Source organism: Faecalibacterium sp. AF27-11BH (assembly GCF_003603005.1).
In the GTDB taxonomy this organism is placed as follows: domain Bacteria; phylum Bacillota; class Clostridia; order Oscillospirales; family Ruminococcaceae; genus Faecalibacterium; species Faecalibacterium taiwanense.
Map to the genome: position 1 here is coordinate 53338 of NZ_QVGS01000008.1, position 16545 is coordinate 69882.

The window sequence follows — 16545 nt, forward strand, 5'->3', positions numbered from 1 at the left end:
ACTACGCCCCCTGTGATGTCGCTATTTAGCAAATAAAAAAATGACGAATGTTCTTTGACAGCTAAATGCTGTAAGAACATTCGTCATGGTGCGGATAAGAGGACTTGAACCTCCACCGAGTTGCCCCGATTAGAACCTGAATCTAACGCGTCTGCCAATTCCGCCATATCCGCATATTCTGTTTTGTTTGCGAGCTGTGTTGCTCGGAACGATAGTTATTATACCAGATATGGCAGAATTGTCAAGCATTTTTTCAAAAAAACTTTTTCCTCACTACAAAACGTCATACTTTCGCGAAAAAAGCCCTCTGCAGGCCGATTTTCCGGCGGTGCAGAGGGTCGGAGTTTCTTTGTTTTTTTCTTCAGCAGGCAGCCGTTCCGGAGGCCAGAAGATCAGACTTTGCCCCACACCAGCCACAGGTACGCATAACCTGCCAGCACGGCGACCAGCGTAAAGGGCACGCCAATGCGCAGGAAGTCGCGGGTGGTGACGGTCTCGCCGTTTTTGCGCAGAATGCCAATGGCCGCGATATTGGCCGAAGCACCGATGGGGGTCAGGTTGCCGCCCAACGTTGCACCGGTGAGCAGGCCGAAGTAAAACACATAGGGTTCCACGCCCACGCCATCGTTCATCAGGGCGGCGATGCTTTGCACCACCGGCAGCATGGCGGCCACGTAAGGGATGTTATCGATGAAGGCCGAAAGCACCACCGACACCACCACCAGCAGGGTGAACAGCCGGAAAGGGCTTTCCCCTGCCACGGCATGGAACAGCCGGGCTGCTGCGTCGATAGCACCCGCCGCGTGGATGCCCGCAATCACGATGAACAAGCCAAACAACAGCAGCAGGGTATCGCAGTCCAGCTCGCCCAACACATGCGCCAGTGGCTTTGCCGACCCTGCCCGCAGGCAGGCGCGCGCCACGCCAAACAGGCACAGCCCCATGCACACAAGACCGCTGCGCAGCTCGTACACCGTGTGCAGCGGCCCGGCTGCAGGCTCCGGCAGGAAGGATGCCGCAATGAGCAGCCCCACCGTGAGCAGCATCAGGGCAGTGGGCACATCGTCCTCCACCTCAGTCTCCACCTTTGCGGCGATAGGCTGGGTCTCGCGGCGGAACAGCCACAGCAGCACTGCCAGCGAAGCAAGTGCGCCCAGCTCTACGCCCCAGAAGATGCCCGGACGGCCCCGCATCCAGAAGAAATCGAAGAAATTCATGTCGGCAAAGCTGCCCAGCAGGATGCTGGTGGTGTCGCCCACCAGCGTGGCCGCGCCCTGCAGGTTGGAGGACACCGCAATGGCAATGAGCACCGGCACCGGCGAGATCTTCAGCTTGCGGGCAATGGCAAGGCCCACCGGTGCCACCATGAGCACCGTGGCCACATTGTCCACAAAAGCACTGATGACACCGGCGAACAGCGCCAGCATACACACCGCCCACTTGACATCCGGCACACGGACGATAAGCATTTCCGCCAGGCGGGCAGGCATTTTGCTCTCGATGAACAGTGCCACCGTACCCATGGTGCCCGCCATCATGAGCAGCACATTATAATCCACGGCCTGCAGCGCGGCGCGGAGTGAAAACTCGTAGACCCCTGCCTCGCCCAGCACAATAAAGAGCACCGCACTGCACAGTGCCACCCACGGGCGGTACTGCTGCAGCCGCAGCATCAATACATAGGTAACAGCAAACAGGATCAGTGCAAGTATCATTCGTTGATCTCCCCGCTGCGGGCATCCTCGTCGATCATGCGGTAGCCCACGCCCAGCTCATTGAGGATATAGGCATTGCTGCCCGGACGGCTGCCCAGCTTTTTGCGGATATTGGCCATGTTCACCTGCAGCTTTTTGGTGCTGCCGATGTCGGTATCGCCCCAGATGGCCTTGACGATGGCCGCATAGGTCATCACGCGGCCCGCGTGCTGGGAAAGGAATGCCACGATGTTGTATTCGGTCTGGGTCAGCTTGATCTCCTGCTCGTCCACGAACACCTTACGGCGGTCATAGTTGATGCGCATTCCCTGTGCGCGGAACTCACCCGCCGGGGCATTGCCGCCGTGCATAGCACTGTAGCGGTTCAGCCGCAGGGCAGCGCGCACGCGGGCCAGCAGTTCGCCGGTGCTGAAGGGCTTGGTGATGTAATCATTGGCACCCAGATCCAGCGCTTCGATCTTATCCATCTCGTCGGTGCGGGCCGAGAGCACCACGATGGGGGTCATATACTTCTGCCGCACGGTGCGGATGAATTCCAGCCCGTCCCGGTCCGGCAGGCCCAGATCCAGAATGACCAGATCCGGGTTGTGGGAGGCGAACAGAGTCAGGCCCATGGTACAGGTATGAGCCACCAGAGCCTGATAATCGTTGGTGGTGAGCAGCGTTTCGATAAAGCTGCAGATATTTGCCTCATCCTCTACGATCAGGACCTTGAATTTGTTATTGCTCATCTTCTGCATCCTCCATTTCAATTTCTTCGGTCTCCAGCCAGAAGCGGATGGTCGTTCCCTCACCCAGACGGCTCTCGGCCTTGATCTCGCCGCCGTGCGCCTTGATGATGGCCGCACACACCGAAAGGCCGATGCCCATGCCGTGCTTGCGGCTGTCTGCCGGTACATCCGGGTCGGTGCCGGAGAACAGCGTTTTCAGCCGTTCTCTGGGGATGCCGCAGCCATCGTCCGTCACCTCGAACACCGCACGATTGCCCACCGTGAACACCTTCAAGGTCAGTTTTGTCATGCCCTCGGCGTGCAGAGCGGCATTTTCCAGCAGGTTCATCAGCACCTGCTGGATGAGCATGGAATCCATGGGGATCACGATAAAGGCATCCGGCGTTTCCAGCTCCACCGGGATCTCCGGGTAGCGCTTGCGGAACTTGACCAGCACCGTATCCAGCAGTTCGTCCAGCACAGTGGGGGTCTTTTGCACCGTCACCTTCTCGCTGTCGATGCGGGTGACGGAAAGCAGATTCTCCACCATGCGGGTCAGCCACTGGGCATCACTGCAGGCTTCGCCAAGCAGTTTAATGGTCTTTTCCTTATCCAGCGAGTCATAATTTTCAATCACAGTGGAGCAGGCACCGTAGATGGAGGTGAGCGGGGTGCGCAGATCGTGAGAAACCGCGCGCAGAAGGTTTGCACGCATTTTTTCCTTTTCACTCTCCATACGCAGCTGTTCCTGCTTTTTGATGCGGGTGGTGAGGGTGCTGGTCATGATGGACACCACCAGCATCACAAGGCCGGAGAACAGGTTTTCCGACAGGGTAAAGTTGAAGGCGAAATACGGTGAGAGGAAGGCAAAGTTCACAGCCAGCACGCTGATGAGCGAAGCCGCCACACCCCACGCATAACCTTCTGTATACATAGAGGTGACGAATACCGCCAGCATAAAGATAAGCATTGCTACGCCCTCAATGCGACCCATAACGGCCTGTGTAAGCATCACCATGGCATAGGCGGCGAACAGAGCCAGCAGCATTACGGTGGCATCCCGCACAAGCGTCTGTTTTTTCATGCACATTCCCCTTCCCAAATAATATATTCCGTTTCCCGCATTATACCATAGAAAAACTAAAGATACAGTAAAAATCCTTTGCCGTAAAGAGGGACGCGATTTGACACTCCCTCTCCCCCGTAGTAGAATAGCCTTATCAACACTTTATCTCACTGGATCAGGAGTAACGATATGCTGTATTTCGAGAACGACTACTGTGAGGGTGCACACCCTGCCATCCTGCAAAAGCTGGCCGAGACCAACTTTGAAAAGGTGCCCGGCTATGGCACCGACCCCTACTGCGCCAGCGCCAAAGCAAAGATCTGCGCTGCCTGCGGCTGCCCGGATGCAGACGTGACCTTCATCTCCGGCGGCACCCAGACCAACGCCATCGTCATTGCGTCCATGCTGCAGCGCTGGCAGGGCGTGATGGCTGCTGCCACCGGCCATGTGGCTGCACACGAAGCCGGTGCCATTGAGTATACCGGCCACAAGGTCATTGCCCTGCCCGCCCACGAGGGCAAGGTGAGCGCCGCCGATGTGCGCGACTGGTGCGCCACCTTCTATGCCGATGCCAACCACGACCACATGGTGTTCCCCGGCATGGTATATATCTCTCACCCGTCCGAGTACGGCACCCTGTACACCAAGGCTGAGCTGGAAGAGCTGCACGCTGTGTGTCAGGAGTACCACATGCCCCTGTTCATGGACGGCGCACGCCTGGGCTACGGTCTGATGGCCAAGGGCACCGATGTTACCCTGCAGGATATCGCCCGCCTGACCGATGTGTTCTACATCGGCGGCACCAAGGTGGGCGCGCTGTGCGGCGAGGCCGTGGTGTTCCCCCACGGCGCACCGGCCCACTTTATGACTATGGTCAAGCAACAGGGCGCGCTGCTTGCCAAGGGCCGTCTGATGGGCCTGCAGTTCGATGTGCTGTTCACCGACGATCTGTACACCCGCATCAGCCGGAACGCCATCGAAACCGCAGACCGTCTGAAGGAGGGCCTTGCTGCCAAGGGCTACCGCTTCTATATGGAGTCGCCCACCAATCAGGTGTTCCCCATTCTGGAAAACAGCCAGCTGGAAGCGCTGGAGCCACTGGCAAAGTTCGGCTTCTGGGAGAAGTACGACGACACCCACACCGTGATGCGCATTGCCACCAGCTGGGCCACCCGCATGGAGGAGATCGAGCAGCTGATCGACCTGATGTGACCCTGCCGAAGATTTTCTGCCGGTTTTATGCGGGATACCAATTGCAATTCCTTTCACAATGTGGTATCTTTTGGGTAGACCAATGGGTTGGAGACGGTGGGCCTTGCAGGACAGCGTTCCGGCCAGCTGGCTCTATGAAATGATCGGAAAGAAGGTATTTTAACATGGGCTTTTTTGATAAGCTGTTCGGCGGCAAGACCGAGCAGGAAGAGACCGCTAAATTCTTTGGTCAGAGCAAGACCGTTCTGACCCCCATCCGCGGCAAGGTGCTGGCACAGGCCGACATCCCCGACGAGACCTTTGCACAGGGCATCCTTGGCCCCGGCTGCGGCATCGAGCCCACCGGCAAGACCGTGTATGCTCCGTTTGACGGCACCGTGGAACAGGTGGCTTCCACCCTGCACGCCGTGGGCCTGACCAGCGAGGACGGCATTGAGATCCTGATCCATGTTGGCATGGACACCGTGGAGATGCAGGGCAAGGGCTTCAAGGCACTGGTCAAGGTGGGCGATAAGGTCAAGGCCGGCACCCCGCTGCTGAAGGTGGATCTGGACGCCATCCGCGCCGCAGGCCATCCCACCGCTACCGCCATCATCGTGACCAACGGCGATGACATGGGCGAGCTGAAGATGCTGGCCGAGGGCGATGTGCTGGCCGGCACTCCGCTGTTCAAGTTCTGATCGTAATCGTAAAAGGCGTGAGCTTCCATTCGGAGGCCCACGCCTTTTTTGTTATTCCTTTTCTTGTTTATATTTCAGCGCCTTCTGGGCGAAATGTCCATCGAAGAACTGGATGAAGGGGCCAAGGGCGATGATGATAACACCCACCACCATGCCGATGATGCGCCGCGCCGAGGGCATCTGCGGGTTCTTTTTCATGATTCTGTTCTCCTTTTTTGCACCAGTTTTACAACGTTCGTTGAAAGCTCAGCGGTGAAGCTGCGTTTCGATCCTTGCCCTGTCTAGCCCTTCGCCAATGACGATGAGCACATCCTGCCCCTGCGGGATGGGTTCCAGCGTTCTGCCGGCAGCGGTGGCGTTCAGCTCCAGCCAGCCGGTGGTGCCCTGCGGGTCCGGTGCAAAGCCCTTCACCCGCAGCACATGGCCGCAGGCGGCATCCGCAAACAGGTGGTCGGCAGCGGCCTGCAGCTGCTGCAGCGTCAGGTGCTGCTCCAGAAAGCACAGAGAGCTGAAGGCTTCGTGCTCGTCAAAATGCAGCTTTTCGCAGCTGGCCTGCCTGCAGCCGCAGGCCGCAATGGCGGCAAGGTCGGCATCGGTAAGCCGTGCCCAGTCCTTGGTGATGATCTCTTCCGGCGCAAAGCGGCGGGAGCACTTGCAGCCCTCCAGCGCACGGGTCAGGTGGGCCACGGCGGCAGCGGTCTGCTGCTGCCCGGCCAGCTGGGTACGGCTGACCAGCACCCGGCCCGCGTTGGCCGTCTCGGATGCCAGCACGTACTCAGCCTGCGGCGAAAGCGTTTCCGGCAGCATGGCATCCACTACGGCGATCACATTGCCGATGTGATACCAGCGGTCCAGCGGGTCGTCCCGCAGCACATCAAAAAACTCGTCCACATCAAAGATGCCGCTGGGTTCCACCACCACCCGGTCGAACCCGCGCATGGCCATGGCAATGAGCTTGGTGCGCATCCGGCGCTGGTGGGTGTCGCAGTCGCATCCGCCGCTGATGGTCTCAAGGTCGCAGTTCGGGCCAAGAAGGTCCTGCACCAGCATGGCATCCACGTTCACTGCGCCGAAGTCGTTTTCCAGAATGCAGACATTGTGGCCCTGTGCCACCAGATACCGGACATACCGGCGCAGAAAGGTGGTTTTGCCTGCGCCCAGAAAGCCGGTGATAAGGTCTACCTGTACCATAATAAAAAAGCACCTCCTGTGCTGTTGTTTGCCCGGTTCCAGTATACCGCAGCAAACTGCAATACGCCAGTGGCAGATGCAAAAAGCCCCGCATTTCTGCGGGACTTTTTATGTTCGTATTCAGCCGTTGTCGGATGCAGAGCTGTACTCGGCAATGACCTTGCGGGCGGCAGGTGCCATTTTGGCCGGTACGGCGGCAGGTTTTGCAAGGAAGTAGCCCTGCAGCGCATCCGCACCCAGCTCGATGACCTTGCGCAGTTCGGCGGCGGTCTCCACGCCCTCGGCAATGATCTGCATGTTGCGCGGGTGGTCGAAGGTCTCCAGCGATTTGAAGAAGGTCAGCCGCTCGATCTCGCACAGTGCGCCCTGCTCCTGCGCCAGCTTCATGATGGTAGCGGGTGAGCGCAGCGCTTCCATATCGGAGCGCATCAGGGCTTCGTAGGCCATCACCTTGCGGGCGCTGCTGCCGCCTGCTCACGCAGCCAAGGGCCAGTGCCGCGGCGCACAGCCCTTCCCATTGGCTGGGAAAAGCTGTGCTTTGCAGCTGTTATTCGGTTTTTTCTGCCGGAACGGTGGACACAGTGATCTGCTCATAATCCGCACTGTGTGCAAGATAAACGCTCAGGTCACCGGTGTTGGTGGTCTCCATGCCGTCCAGCTTTGTGCAGGCGCAAAGGCCGAAGGCCAGCACATCCATGCCGGCAGCAGCACCCTGCCAGAATTTATCCTCGCAGCCGGGCTTTGCCCAGCGCCGCGGCAGATACTGCACAAAGCCCACAGCCGTCAACAGTTCATCCGCCTCGGCCAGCTGGGCCTCGGCAGCGGCATCGTCCAGCATATCCCTGCCCGCGCAGCGCTGCATGATGACATGGCACACCGGGCGGCGTGTGGCCTCCAGTACCGAGTGACGGAAGCCGTAGCGGGAGACGTTCTTTTTGCCGTACAGCAGGATGAAGCCCATGCTGTTGCGGCTGTCCGCCCGCAGGAAGCCGTGGGTGATGTAGGGCATCTGTTGGGTATAGTTGAGGGTATCCAGCGTGCAGAAATCCAGCGGCTCCAGCGAGTACAGCTCCAGATCGTACCGGGTGATGTGGGAGCGGTTGTAGAACGGCATGTTCGCGCCGTTGATGTCCGCCGGGCAGGTGCGCATGGTGACAGGCGCGTTCTCGGCCACATGGTAACAGCTGCGGATGAGCCGTGGCGGGTGATGGTCTCATTGAAGAAACGCTTGCCGTCGTTGCCAAAGATGGGCCAGATACCGCCGAAGGGGAAGGACGGACGACTGTTGATGCCGGCTGCCTGACCTGCACGGGGGCCTGCCTCCATGGTAGCGCCTGCCCACATCATCATGCGGATGCCGGAGCCATCACGGCCCATGGAAGAAACGTTGTTCACATCGGTGCGGGCCTTGTTGGCAGCTACCATTTCAGCGGCGAGTGGGTGTAAATTTTTGATACAGTAAGAGGGGCTGCTGCACTTTCGGCTAAAGCGATGTGCAGCAGCCCCTTCTTCGTATCGGATACAGACAACAAAAAAAGCGTTCTGAGAGATCTCAGAACGCTTGGTGGTTGCGGGGGCCGGATTTGAACCAACGACCTTCGGGTTATGAGCCCGACGAGCTACCAGACTGCTCCACCCCGCGATATTTACTTTGTGCTCTCAGCGGTTCTCGCTGACTGCTCAAGTATAATACCACAAGGGCGGGCGGATGTCAAGTATTTTTTTGATTTATTTTTTCTTCTGAAAAGTAAAGCATTAAATGCAACAAATTTTCGGCCTTATTTTTGTGGATTTTAGCGTAAAGCAGACAGGCCGTCAAGTTTTCTCCGCTTGCAGCCGCCCTCTATTGTTCGATTTTACCAACGGTTTTCTGCTTTCGTGTCGCTTATGCTGTCAGACCAAGCTCCCGTAGGCATTCGCGGAACATTGTGCCGGCGCTCTTATAGCCGAAAATTTTTCTGGGATAGCTGTTGATCCAGTTCTCCGTAGCCGCGATTTCCTCTGCCGTGACCTTTGAGAAGTCTGTGCCTTTCGGGTGCCTGCGGCGAATCATGCCGTTCACATTCTCATTGCTCCCGCGTTCCCAAGAAGAATACGGATGACAATAGTACACCTTCGTCCGCTTATCTCCGGTGATGCAGGACTGTTCCAGCTGGTCGGCCAATGCAAACTCACTGCCGTTGTCCACTGTGATGCTCTTATAGATAATGCCAAACTTCTCTGCACCCAACTTCCGTTCCAGTGCATTGATTGCCCGCACGGTCGTCTCTGCGCGGCGATCTGGCACCACTATAATATTTTCGTTCCGGGTCTTGCGCTCAGTCAGCACCAGCAGCGCAACCGTGCTTTTCTTCTTGCCAGAATATACCGTGTCCATTTCCCAGTGTCCAAATTCTTCACGGTCTTTTACTTCCGCCGGGCGTTTTTCGATGCTCTCACCGGCAGGCGCACGAGCAGGATCCTTTGTTTTCACCTTTTTATAGTCGCCCTTATGCACTCCATGTCTGGGCAGAGCCTTTTGCGTCAAGTTCAGGAACACGCCCTTTTTGATGTAGCTGTATATGGTAGGCACAGATATATGCGTTTTGAATGTTCGTCCTTCTTCCAAGGCATAACCGTACACAGCAGCCGGTGAACAGTCCTTATCTATAATGGTCTGCTCGATATAGCTTGCAAGCTCATGATCCTTGCCAATCTTAAGGTTTGGTCCCTTCTCCCGAAGATGTGCCTGATACCTTTGTTCTGCAATATCCGGGCTATATGTAGGAATCAGCTTCCACGTCTTACCGTCCAACTTGTCGTAGCTGCCGCGTTTCAGTTCCCGGTACACCGTGGACGGGTCAACCCGCAACCTGTCTGCGATTTCCTTTACTCTCAGCCCATCTTTCAACCACTTTTCAATACGGATTCGGTCTGTAAGCGTAAGCTGTTTGAACACTCGCACGCCGTTTTCCTCCTTTCGACTATGGCGTTTATTTTCGTTTTAAGCGTAAATTATACGGTATACCGTTGTCAATTCGCAATTTTTCCACACTTTGCACATTTCCTTTGTGCAAAACTTCCAGACAAACAAAAAATGCCCCGCCAGCAATCCATCCGGATGCCAGCGGGGCATTTTCATTTCAGTGCAGAAGCATCGTCAGTTCATAGGCCACAAGGCCGGAAACCAGCGCCGCAATCACAGCCCACCAAAGTTTGTTCCCAAATGTTCCTGGGGCTTTTTCCAGCGCGGTCAGGCGGTCGTCCTGCTTTTTGTTTTGAGCCGTTACAATTTCAAGGCTCTTGTTTGTGTTTTCGAGTTGCTGGATGGTCAACTTGATATTGGTGTTCATGCCGTTTACTGCATCGGTCAGCTTCCCCAGCTCGTCCAGCCGGTGGGTGTTGCTCTGTGCACGGTTTTCGACCGCTGTCAGGCGATGTTCCAGTTCCTCGTCAGTCATTACGCTTGTCCTCCCCCGCCTTACCGAAACGGGCCACAGTGGTGGTTTCCACGGATTTCTTTGCCATGTAATCTTCGAGCTTCTTCTTGGTAAAGTCGAACACAAGCTGTACGATCCAATCCAGCGTCCGCTCATTGATTGCCCAGTCCAGCCAGTCCGGGGTGTAGCCGCGCAGCACCGCGATAACGTGCGCTTTCTTCTCTGCGCCTGCACCCGCGCCGAACTTTTCTTCCGCGTTGACGATCCACTTGTACACGGTCTTTGCGACCACAAGGCCGTAACCCAGACGTACCGCCGCCAGCGCCGTGACCACAAGGCCGACCACCATGAAGATGCAGGCCAGCCATTCAGGGAATGCCATCAGAAAAACTTTCAGAATGTTCTCCATACTGTTTTCCTCCTACTTTCAGCTTACCCACCGGCTCTTTGCCGCGCGGGTGTCGATATGTACCCAACCAGCAGGGCGGCCCGCCTTTACAGGATAGCGCCCGATGCCGCCACGATTCGGCAGTAGGGTCTCGGCATAGGCAGCCACAGCTTCAACACCCACGCCCTGCACCCGGATGTCCGCAGCCTTGCCGTAACAATGCTGGCTGTAGGTCGCCCCCTTCACCGCCTTGTTGTGGGCGGCGGTACGGTATGCACTCGTGATCGTCACAGACTTCCCGAAATGATCCCGGATTTTCTGCAGCAGGGTCACAAGCTCATCGTCAATAAAGATCGGGTCACTCCCATCCTTGCAGCGGAACTCCTTCACCGCAAAATTTGCGGAGAGCTTTCTGTTCCCGTCCTTCGCATACGAATAGGCTTTAATCGCCATTGCTACCATCTCCCTTCATGCCCGGATCAGCCCCGCACCCGCGCATGGCACAGTCCACCATGAGCACCCCGAACTCTGCACGCTCGGTGCTCATGTTCTCGCCCTGCGCTTCAAGCCGGGTCAACAGCTTCTCACACAGCTCAGGCCACGTCATAGTCGTCACCGGTGATGCGCTTGTAGTCCTCGGCGGTGATCTCGCCCTTGTTTACGCGCTCGGCCAGAACTTTCTTCACGCCAACGCGGCGGGATGCGGGCATCTCTGCCCAAGTCTTAGTGCCTGCAATCAGGCGGTTTGCCCAGATAATGTTCATGGTGATACCTCCTTATTCCTTGTTCAGCGCTGCGTCCAGCTCACACAGCGCGGTTTCGATGTCGGTCAAGCGCTTCTCGTTGACTGCGTCCTGCTCACACAGGGCATCTTCCATTTCAGCCACACGGTCGGGCAGCCGCTCATGCTCCTGCTGTTTCTTGGCTGCGGCTTCCTTCTCCTGCCGGGTGGGCAGATTGTCCTTTTTCCACTGAATCATGGTGACTGTCCTCCTTACTGGAATGCGCCGGAGACGGCTTCGATGTAGCCGCCCTCGCCGGATTCGCCGCGCTCCACGCTGACGCGGAAGTTAAACGCCGCGCCGTTGGTGGCGGTCTTATTCTCAAAGACGATGTTCACGCCTTTTTTTACCTCGGTCGTGGCATCCTGCCAGACCGGGGAGCTGTCGAGTGCGTTGTTGGTCACTTCGGCTTTGAACTTCGCATCATCGGGGATGGAGCCGGTCACCTGAAGCACGGCAACGGTAATGTCGCCCTCAACGGCCAACGGTTCAGCCAGCGTCACGCTTGCGGCGTGGACGGCCTTGGTAAAGGTCGCGGACGTGCTGACGGTTTCCTTGCCGTCGCTCACCTCAACGGTGATGGTGTGGTTGCCGTTCAGGATTTTCTGGAATCCGGCAGCGCTGGCCGTCTGCTCAAAGGTCAGGGCCGTGCCGCTTGCAACGCCGGTGCGGGTCTTGGCGGCCTTTCCATCCAGCTTTTCGGTGACGGTCAAGGTGTCGCCGTCGGCGTCCCTGACGGTGTACTTCCACGCAAAGGCCGCGTTCTTCCGCCCCAGAGCTGCGCCGTCCGTGCTGACGGTAGGTGCAGTGTTGACACTGACCGTGCCATCGTCAGAGACCACGAGTGTAGAGGGAAGAATGAAAGCGGGGCGAACACCATAGGAGTAGTCGTACCCGTAGTTGTTGCTGGAGCCATCGGTGACGACGTTCCAGACGTAGTAGTAATTGCTGGTGTGCGGAGAGCGCAGCCACCAAATGGCAGCGGAGCTGCCATTGTATGCAATACGCTTGCTGTTACCGCTGGAGCTGTTGCCAAAGTATGCCAGCCTCACACCGTCCTTCGGGAAATAGCCGTTGTCGCTGGTCGTCAAACCAACCTCATAACCAGACAGCAGGAACACTTTGGTGCTCAGGCCGTTGGAGCCGGTGGCAAGGCTGCCGCCGGAACCAGTGCCGTTCTGGTACGGGATTTTCACCTGCTTAATAGCCGCCCGGATGTTGCTGTCGATGAGGTTGTAGAACGTTCCGTTCAGGTATGTGTGGATGCTGGAATCCTTGTAGGAGTTATTGTTGCCGAACGTGGACGTGGTGTAGATGTCCTTCATCAGCAGCCACGTTCCATTGCAACTCGAATCGTAGGTGCTGGTGTTCGGGTTGCCCTGCTGCACAACAATAAAATCTTTGGACGCGCCGTTGACTTTGATTTTGACAATGCTGCCAACGGCTTTCGTGCCCAGTTTTACGTTTGCCATTGTTACCTCCTTGTTTTCGTTCAGGCCCACGGCATGATCTCCGCGGGCTGCGTGTTCTGCGATACAGAGAGGGACAGGGCTTTGTGCTGCTTCTTGTAGATGCAGCGGCATTGCCTCGCCCGCCGTCTGTCACGCGCGAGTTTGTTCGAGTTGATTTTTCGATGGATAGGGATTTTACAGTCAAGCAATTTTTCGAGCCGGTCAGCGTACTTGCGGCGTAAAGAGTAAGTATCACCATGGGCGGCATGGGCATCCCACGCATCAAAGCTCCGCAGGATTTCCTGCTTGGTCACTTCGCCTGCGGGGTATGCCGTCTCCCAATATCTGATCTTGTTCTTCATCCGCTTGGAGCTATCCCGGCGCAGCTTTTGGATGACCGCGCCGGTGTCGGTCAGGTAGCTATGGAATCCCAGAAAATCAATACCGTTCCGCAGCGGGAAAATGGCGGTTTTCTGGTTCAGCTCAAGGCCGTAACTGTCCATGAGCGCCCGAACATCCCGGAGAATGCACTGCAATTTCTTCTTGTCCGAACAGATGATGTAGAAATCATCCATGTATCGGCCATAGTATTTGATGCGGTACTTTTCTTTGATGATGTGGTCGAACTCGTCCAAAAACATGAGGGCGAAAAGCTGGCTCGTCTGGTAGCCCAGCGGCAAGCCGTCCTCCATCACGTCGATGTAGATGCAAAGCAGCTCATAGACACGCGGGTCAACGCCGCGCTTGTCCAGCACGGCTTTGAGCTTGCGTTTTAGCTTCCGGTGGTCGATGCTGGCGAAGAAATGCCGCACGTCGCCTTTCAGCACCCAGCCGTCCGCGCCGTGGCCCTCACGGCGGTAATAGTCCACCATGTGGGTTTTCAGGCGCATCAGGCCGTCGTCTGTGCCTTTTCCGGTCTGGCTGGCGTGGCTGTCCCGGATAAAGCTCTTTGTCAGGGCATCATACAGGATGTTATCGACCAGAGCGTGCAGCACCACCTTGTCCACAAATGCGGGGGCGTGTACCATGCGGCGCTTCGGCTCGTAGACGGCAAAGACCTCAAACTTACTTGGCACATAGCGTATCTGCTGCCGGATGTCGCCGCCCGGCTGGCGTACATCACGCACAGCCAGCTTGCGGGACAGCTTTTCCGTGCAGGCCAGCGCCTGCGCCTCGTACTCGATTGTTTTGCTTTTACTGCGCTTTCCCTTCCGGGCTTCAAGGTAGGCTTTGTAAAGTACCTCAAAGCTGCACAGTTCTTCGTATGTCAAAATGACCCTCCGCTGGTTCGCGTTACGGTAGTGGGCTGCATCCGGCAGGGATGGCCCACCTCAGCGGGATGTATTTATCACTTGCCTGCATCGGCAAGCGACAGGATGCGGTTTCCTTTGATGGGCGCACTGCTTTCAGCTTATGCCTACTCGTCACACGGTTCCATCAGAGCGGGGCGAACACCATAGGAGTTGTTGTACCAGTTGTTGTTGTTGGAGCCATCGGTGTTGACGTTCCAGACGTTGTTGTTATTGTTGGTGTTCGGAGAGCGCAGCCACCAAATGGCAGCGTCAGACAAACAAACCGCACCCTTTATGCAAAGCGGTTGCCCGCTGTGCGTTTACGGTTCCGGGTAAAGGACGGCTTTCAGGGCGGCAGCCTGTTCGGTCAGCCGTTTCCGTTCCGCTTCTGCCCGGAGTTTTTCGGCACGTCCGCGTTCCGACGTGAGCCACTTCATCGCCGGGTATTTTACGTCCGTGACCTTCTTTGTCCAGATACCGGCTTTCTTCGCACTGATGATACCTTCCTCCGTGCAGATGGTCAGGTATTCCAGCAGCAGAGAGCAGCCGTCCACAACTGCGCCGATCTTCTCAACGCGCTTGTCGTAGTCGGTCTGGAAATTGACGTTGTTTGCCGCGTGTGCATCCAGCAGGATTTGCCGGGCAGTCAGCCGGATGCCCTCACCGTACAGACGGAAAGTGCTTTTGGAAAAGCCCTCCCTGTCCCGTGTGTCGAGTGCATGGACGGCAGTGCCGCACACCTTCTGGATGTCGCGCACATCTTCGAGCGTCGCGACTTTCTGGATGATCTTCCGGGCATCGCTCCGGCTGATGTCGTCGGTGACAATGCGGGTTGCCCTCTGGGTGTACCGCAGCAGCTCCCGCGCATTCGCGCCGACCTTGAATGTTTCAGCCATCAGAACTCCACCCTCGCCTGTTCTGCGTTCCACACACCGGCGACGGCCAGACCGTCAAGGCTGCCGAACGTGGCAGAAAACGGGTTTTTCGTGACGTTCGTGCCGAACTTCAGCTCAATGGCCTTGATGCTGGCGTTCATAGCTGCCACACTGGCACGGATGTCGCTGTGGGCATTCTCCGCACCGTTGTGAGCGTCCATGGCTGCGCTGATGCGCTGGTCGGTCTCAGCCTTGGTGTATGCGTCCACCGCCGGACGCTGCGATTCAGACAACTTACCATCCGCATCCAGCGTTGCCACGCCGCCCGGTACGCCGATCTGGTTAGTGCGGACAACATCTTCATCCGGCGCCTTGCCGGGGCCTGCGTTAAAAGAACCGTATGCCATTTAGGTTCCCCCTTCCTGTGCAGCCGTGTATTTCACGGTGCTTGTAATGTGATACTGTGCAGAAATTTTCTCGGTCGGAGCTTTGGCGGCCCTCAGCCGCAGCTTTCCTTCGAGGCTTTCGGTCGCAATAAAGCCCACCGCACCCGCCACATCGTAAAATTCCGGCAGTACCGTAACATCCACAATGTCGGTAGCCAACAGGCCCGCAATGGGGATGTCACAATAAAAATAGCCGGGGGAGGAATCATCCTCGCCCCAGCCATCGACCGGAATCGTAAAAGACACCGCAGCCGTGACATCCTGCTTTTCGTGCAGGATGTCATCGGTTTCCTCGAATCCGTTTGCCGTTGCTTCGGAAAGGTCTCCGAGTGCGGTGTTGCACTGCTTGATGTGGCCGCAAAGCGCGGCAAGCCCTGTGCCCAAAAGCGTTTTGATCTTCGCTTTTGCCATAGAGCTTACCTCCTCATGTCTTAGTCAGCCAGCAGAGCGGCGATCTCCTCTGCGGAGAAGTCCTCCACATCCTCGTCGTGCAGAACATTCTCCGGCTCGGTGTACACGACGACTTCCTTGCCGTCAATGTTCACATTGCCGTTGGTGGAGCTGGCTGCGGTCTTGGTGGCACCCTCAGAGACACCGGCCAGCTTTTCGCCCTCGGCATCGGTCATCAGGCGCTTGCCAGCCTCGGCGGCCACAAAGTCGGCAGGCTTCTTGCCGCTGTCGGTCAGGTTGCCCTCGCCGTCCAGCGCAGCGAGGTTGCCGGTGGTAGCACCAGTGACCTTATCGGCCTTGCCGGAAATGTCCACTTCCTCAGGGGTGGGAACATACAGACCGTCGTCCTTCAGGGTCAGAGCGTTGCCCGCAGCAGCGGAAACATTGACCTTGACATCCACCTCATAGCCAGCGATGGTAACGGTGGTGGAAGCATCCTTGCCGACGGCCTTAGCCTTGTAGGTATCCACCAGCGCAGCCATGCTCAGGAAAGAGTAGGTGCAGGAGTCAGGATTCTCGCCCTTGACGGCCAGCACCATGACGGGCTTGCCGTCCAGCTTGGGGTCGGTAGCGCCGGGGTAGGTCGCAGCATCGAACTTGAACTTGGCCACGAAGGTGGTCTTGGTCTGGTCGAGGAACAGCTCAGAGGGGAAGTCAACGGAGAAAGCAGCAGTGCCGCTCTTGTCGGTAGAGGTGTAGAAGTTCACGGTGTTGCCGTCAACGCCAAGAGACTTGATAGCAGCGTTGGCTGCGGCCTGCACAGGGGTAAAGGCGTCCTTCTTGACGAAAGTCTTCTTGATCTCAGCGGTCAGGTTGCGGATGGTGGTCTTGGTAGAAATCTGCTTAGACATAATAGTGTCCTCCTAAA

24 protein-coding genes and 2 tRNA genes are annotated in these 16545 nt (G+C 57.1%); 3 read left to right on the plus strand and 23 right to left on the minus strand.

What is annotated here, in order from left to right:
- Positions 1 to 86: 86 nt before the first annotated feature.
- From DWY76_RS09005 to DWY76_RS09020, 4 genes are all read right to left on the minus strand, one after another.
- Positions 87 to 173 (minus strand) — tRNA-Leu (locus DWY76_RS09005).
- A 219-nt stretch (positions 174 to 392) separates the two neighbouring features.
- Positions 393 to 1715 (minus strand): SLC13 family permease, encoded by a 1323-nt coding sequence (locus tag DWY76_RS09010; RefSeq protein ID WP_120081051.1) that lies wholly within the window; start codon positions 1713 to 1715, stop codon positions 393 to 395.
- On the minus strand, positions 1712 to 2446 hold the full coding sequence (locus DWY76_RS09015; RefSeq protein WP_044954127.1) for a response regulator transcription factor: 735 nt from the start codon (positions 2444 to 2446) through the stop codon (positions 1712 to 1714). Before DWY76_RS09015 ends, DWY76_RS09010 begins: the two co-directional genes overlap by 4 nt.
- Entirely contained in the window at positions 2436 to 3509 is a 1074-nt protein-coding gene (locus DWY76_RS09020; RefSeq protein ID WP_097775006.1) for an ATP-binding protein, read from the minus strand. Before DWY76_RS09020 ends, DWY76_RS09015 begins: the two co-directional genes overlap by 11 nt.
- A 171-nt stretch (positions 3510 to 3680) precedes the next feature.
- On the opposite strand from DWY76_RS09020, the gene DWY76_RS09025 reads away from it, so the two are divergent.
- Together DWY76_RS09025 and DWY76_RS09030 are read left to right on the plus strand one after the other, a co-directional pair.
- Complete coding sequence (locus DWY76_RS09025; protein WP_005944946.1) at positions 3681 to 4703, plus strand: aminotransferase class I/II-fold pyridoxal phosphate-dependent enzyme; 1023 nt, start codon at positions 3681 to 3683, stop codon at positions 4701 to 4703.
- Between the two features lie 164 nt (positions 4704 to 4867).
- Positions 4868 to 5383: a PTS glucose transporter subunit IIA gene (locus DWY76_RS09030; protein WP_097781401.1), complete on the plus strand. Its 516-nt coding sequence runs from the start codon at positions 4868 to 4870 to the stop codon at positions 5381 to 5383.
- 51 nt (positions 5384 to 5434) lie between these two features.
- Here DWY76_RS09030 and DWY76_RS14025 read toward each other — a convergent pair whose 3' ends face one another.
- From DWY76_RS14025 to DWY76_RS09045, 4 genes are all read right to left on the minus strand, one after another.
- Entirely contained in the window at positions 5435 to 5581 is a 147-nt protein-coding gene (locus tag DWY76_RS14025) for a hypothetical protein (RefSeq protein ID WP_165852604.1), read from the minus strand.
- 48 nt (positions 5582 to 5629) lie between these two features.
- Positions 5630 to 6574 (minus strand): GTP-binding protein, encoded by a 945-nt coding sequence (locus tag DWY76_RS09035; RefSeq protein WP_120081053.1) that lies wholly within the window; start codon positions 6572 to 6574, stop codon positions 5630 to 5632.
- A gap of 120 nt (positions 6575 to 6694) precedes the next feature.
- Positions 6695 to 7021 (minus strand): EAL domain-containing protein, encoded by a 327-nt coding sequence (locus tag DWY76_RS09040; protein ID WP_243111994.1) that lies wholly within the window; start codon positions 7019 to 7021, stop codon positions 6695 to 6697.
- 100 nt (positions 7022 to 7121) lie between these two features.
- Positions 7122 to 7748 (minus strand): hypothetical protein, encoded by a 627-nt coding sequence (locus DWY76_RS09045; protein ID WP_133300807.1) that lies wholly within the window; start codon positions 7746 to 7748, stop codon positions 7122 to 7124.
- 23 nt (positions 7749 to 7771) lie between these two features.
- Here DWY76_RS09045 and DWY76_RS13850 point away from each other — a divergent pair, with 23 nt between their 5' ends.
- Positions 7772 to 8020 (plus strand): hypothetical protein, encoded by a 249-nt coding sequence (locus tag DWY76_RS13850; protein ID WP_133300808.1) that lies wholly within the window; start codon positions 7772 to 7774, stop codon positions 8018 to 8020.
- A gap of 119 nt (positions 8021 to 8139) precedes the next feature.
- On the opposite strand, the gene DWY76_RS09050 is transcribed toward DWY76_RS13850, so the two are convergent.
- From DWY76_RS09050 to DWY76_RS09110, 15 genes are all read right to left on the minus strand, one after another.
- A tRNA-Met gene (locus DWY76_RS09050) sits at positions 8140 to 8216 on the minus strand.
- A 243-nt stretch (positions 8217 to 8459) separates the two neighbouring features.
- Entirely contained in the window at positions 8460 to 9518 is a 1059-nt protein-coding gene (locus DWY76_RS09055; RefSeq protein ID WP_112148824.1) for an IS30 family transposase, read from the minus strand.
- 178 nt (positions 9519 to 9696) lie between these two features.
- A complete protein-coding gene (locus tag DWY76_RS09060) occupies positions 9697 to 10014 on the minus strand; it encodes a hypothetical protein (RefSeq protein WP_005940900.1) in 318 nt (105 codons plus the stop codon).
- Positions 10007 to 10402 (minus strand): hypothetical protein, encoded by a 396-nt coding sequence (locus tag DWY76_RS09065; RefSeq protein ID WP_112148822.1) that lies wholly within the window; start codon positions 10400 to 10402, stop codon positions 10007 to 10009. Before DWY76_RS09065 ends, DWY76_RS09060 begins: the two co-directional genes overlap by 8 nt.
- An 18-nt stretch (positions 10403 to 10420) precedes the next feature.
- Positions 10421 to 10834 (minus strand): D-Ala-D-Ala carboxypeptidase family metallohydrolase, encoded by a 414-nt coding sequence (locus tag DWY76_RS09070; RefSeq protein ID WP_112148821.1) that lies wholly within the window; start codon positions 10832 to 10834, stop codon positions 10421 to 10423.
- Entirely contained in the window at positions 10824 to 10988 is a 165-nt protein-coding gene (locus DWY76_RS14030; RefSeq protein WP_165852605.1) for a hypothetical protein, read from the minus strand. The genes DWY76_RS09070 and DWY76_RS14030 overlap by 11 nt, the downstream gene beginning before the upstream one ends.
- On the minus strand, positions 10975 to 11145 hold the full coding sequence (locus DWY76_RS09075) for an XkdX family protein (RefSeq protein ID WP_097782167.1): 171 nt from the start codon (positions 11143 to 11145) through the stop codon (positions 10975 to 10977). The genes DWY76_RS14030 and DWY76_RS09075 overlap by 14 nt, the downstream gene beginning before the upstream one ends.
- Before the next feature lie 12 nt (positions 11146 to 11157).
- Positions 11158 to 11361: a hypothetical protein gene (locus tag DWY76_RS09080; RefSeq protein ID WP_120081057.1), complete on the minus strand. Its 204-nt coding sequence runs from the start codon at positions 11359 to 11361 to the stop codon at positions 11158 to 11160.
- A gap of 14 nt (positions 11362 to 11375) precedes the next feature.
- Positions 11376 to 12635, minus strand: coding sequence for a DUF6273 domain-containing protein (locus DWY76_RS09085; protein ID WP_120081059.1), 1260 nt, complete (start codon positions 12633 to 12635; stop codon positions 11376 to 11378).
- A gap of 20 nt (positions 12636 to 12655) precedes the next feature.
- Positions 12656 to 13885, minus strand: coding sequence for a reverse transcriptase/maturase family protein (locus DWY76_RS09090; RefSeq protein ID WP_120081061.1), 1230 nt, complete (start codon positions 13883 to 13885; stop codon positions 12656 to 12658).
- Between the two features lie 146 nt (positions 13886 to 14031).
- Positions 14032 to 14184 (minus strand): DUF6273 domain-containing protein, encoded by a 153-nt coding sequence (locus tag DWY76_RS14035; protein ID WP_005940875.1) that lies wholly within the window; start codon positions 14182 to 14184, stop codon positions 14032 to 14034.
- Positions 14185 to 14226: 42 nt separating this feature from the next.
- Positions 14227 to 14802, minus strand: a complete 576-nt coding sequence (locus DWY76_RS09095) for a hypothetical protein (protein WP_120081063.1) — start codon at positions 14800 to 14802, stop codon at positions 14227 to 14229.
- A complete protein-coding gene (locus DWY76_RS09100; RefSeq protein WP_112148818.1) occupies positions 14802 to 15188 on the minus strand; it encodes a hypothetical protein in 387 nt (128 codons plus the stop codon). Before DWY76_RS09100 ends, DWY76_RS09095 begins: the two co-directional genes overlap by 1 nt.
- Positions 15189 to 15638: a hypothetical protein gene (locus DWY76_RS09105; RefSeq protein WP_120081064.1), complete on the minus strand. Its 450-nt coding sequence runs from the start codon at positions 15636 to 15638 to the stop codon at positions 15189 to 15191.
- A gap of 20 nt (positions 15639 to 15658) precedes the next feature.
- On the minus strand, positions 15659 to 16528 hold the full coding sequence (locus DWY76_RS09110) for a hypothetical protein (protein ID WP_015564791.1): 870 nt from the start codon (positions 16526 to 16528) through the stop codon (positions 15659 to 15661).
- Positions 16529 to 16545 lie beyond the last annotated feature (17 nt).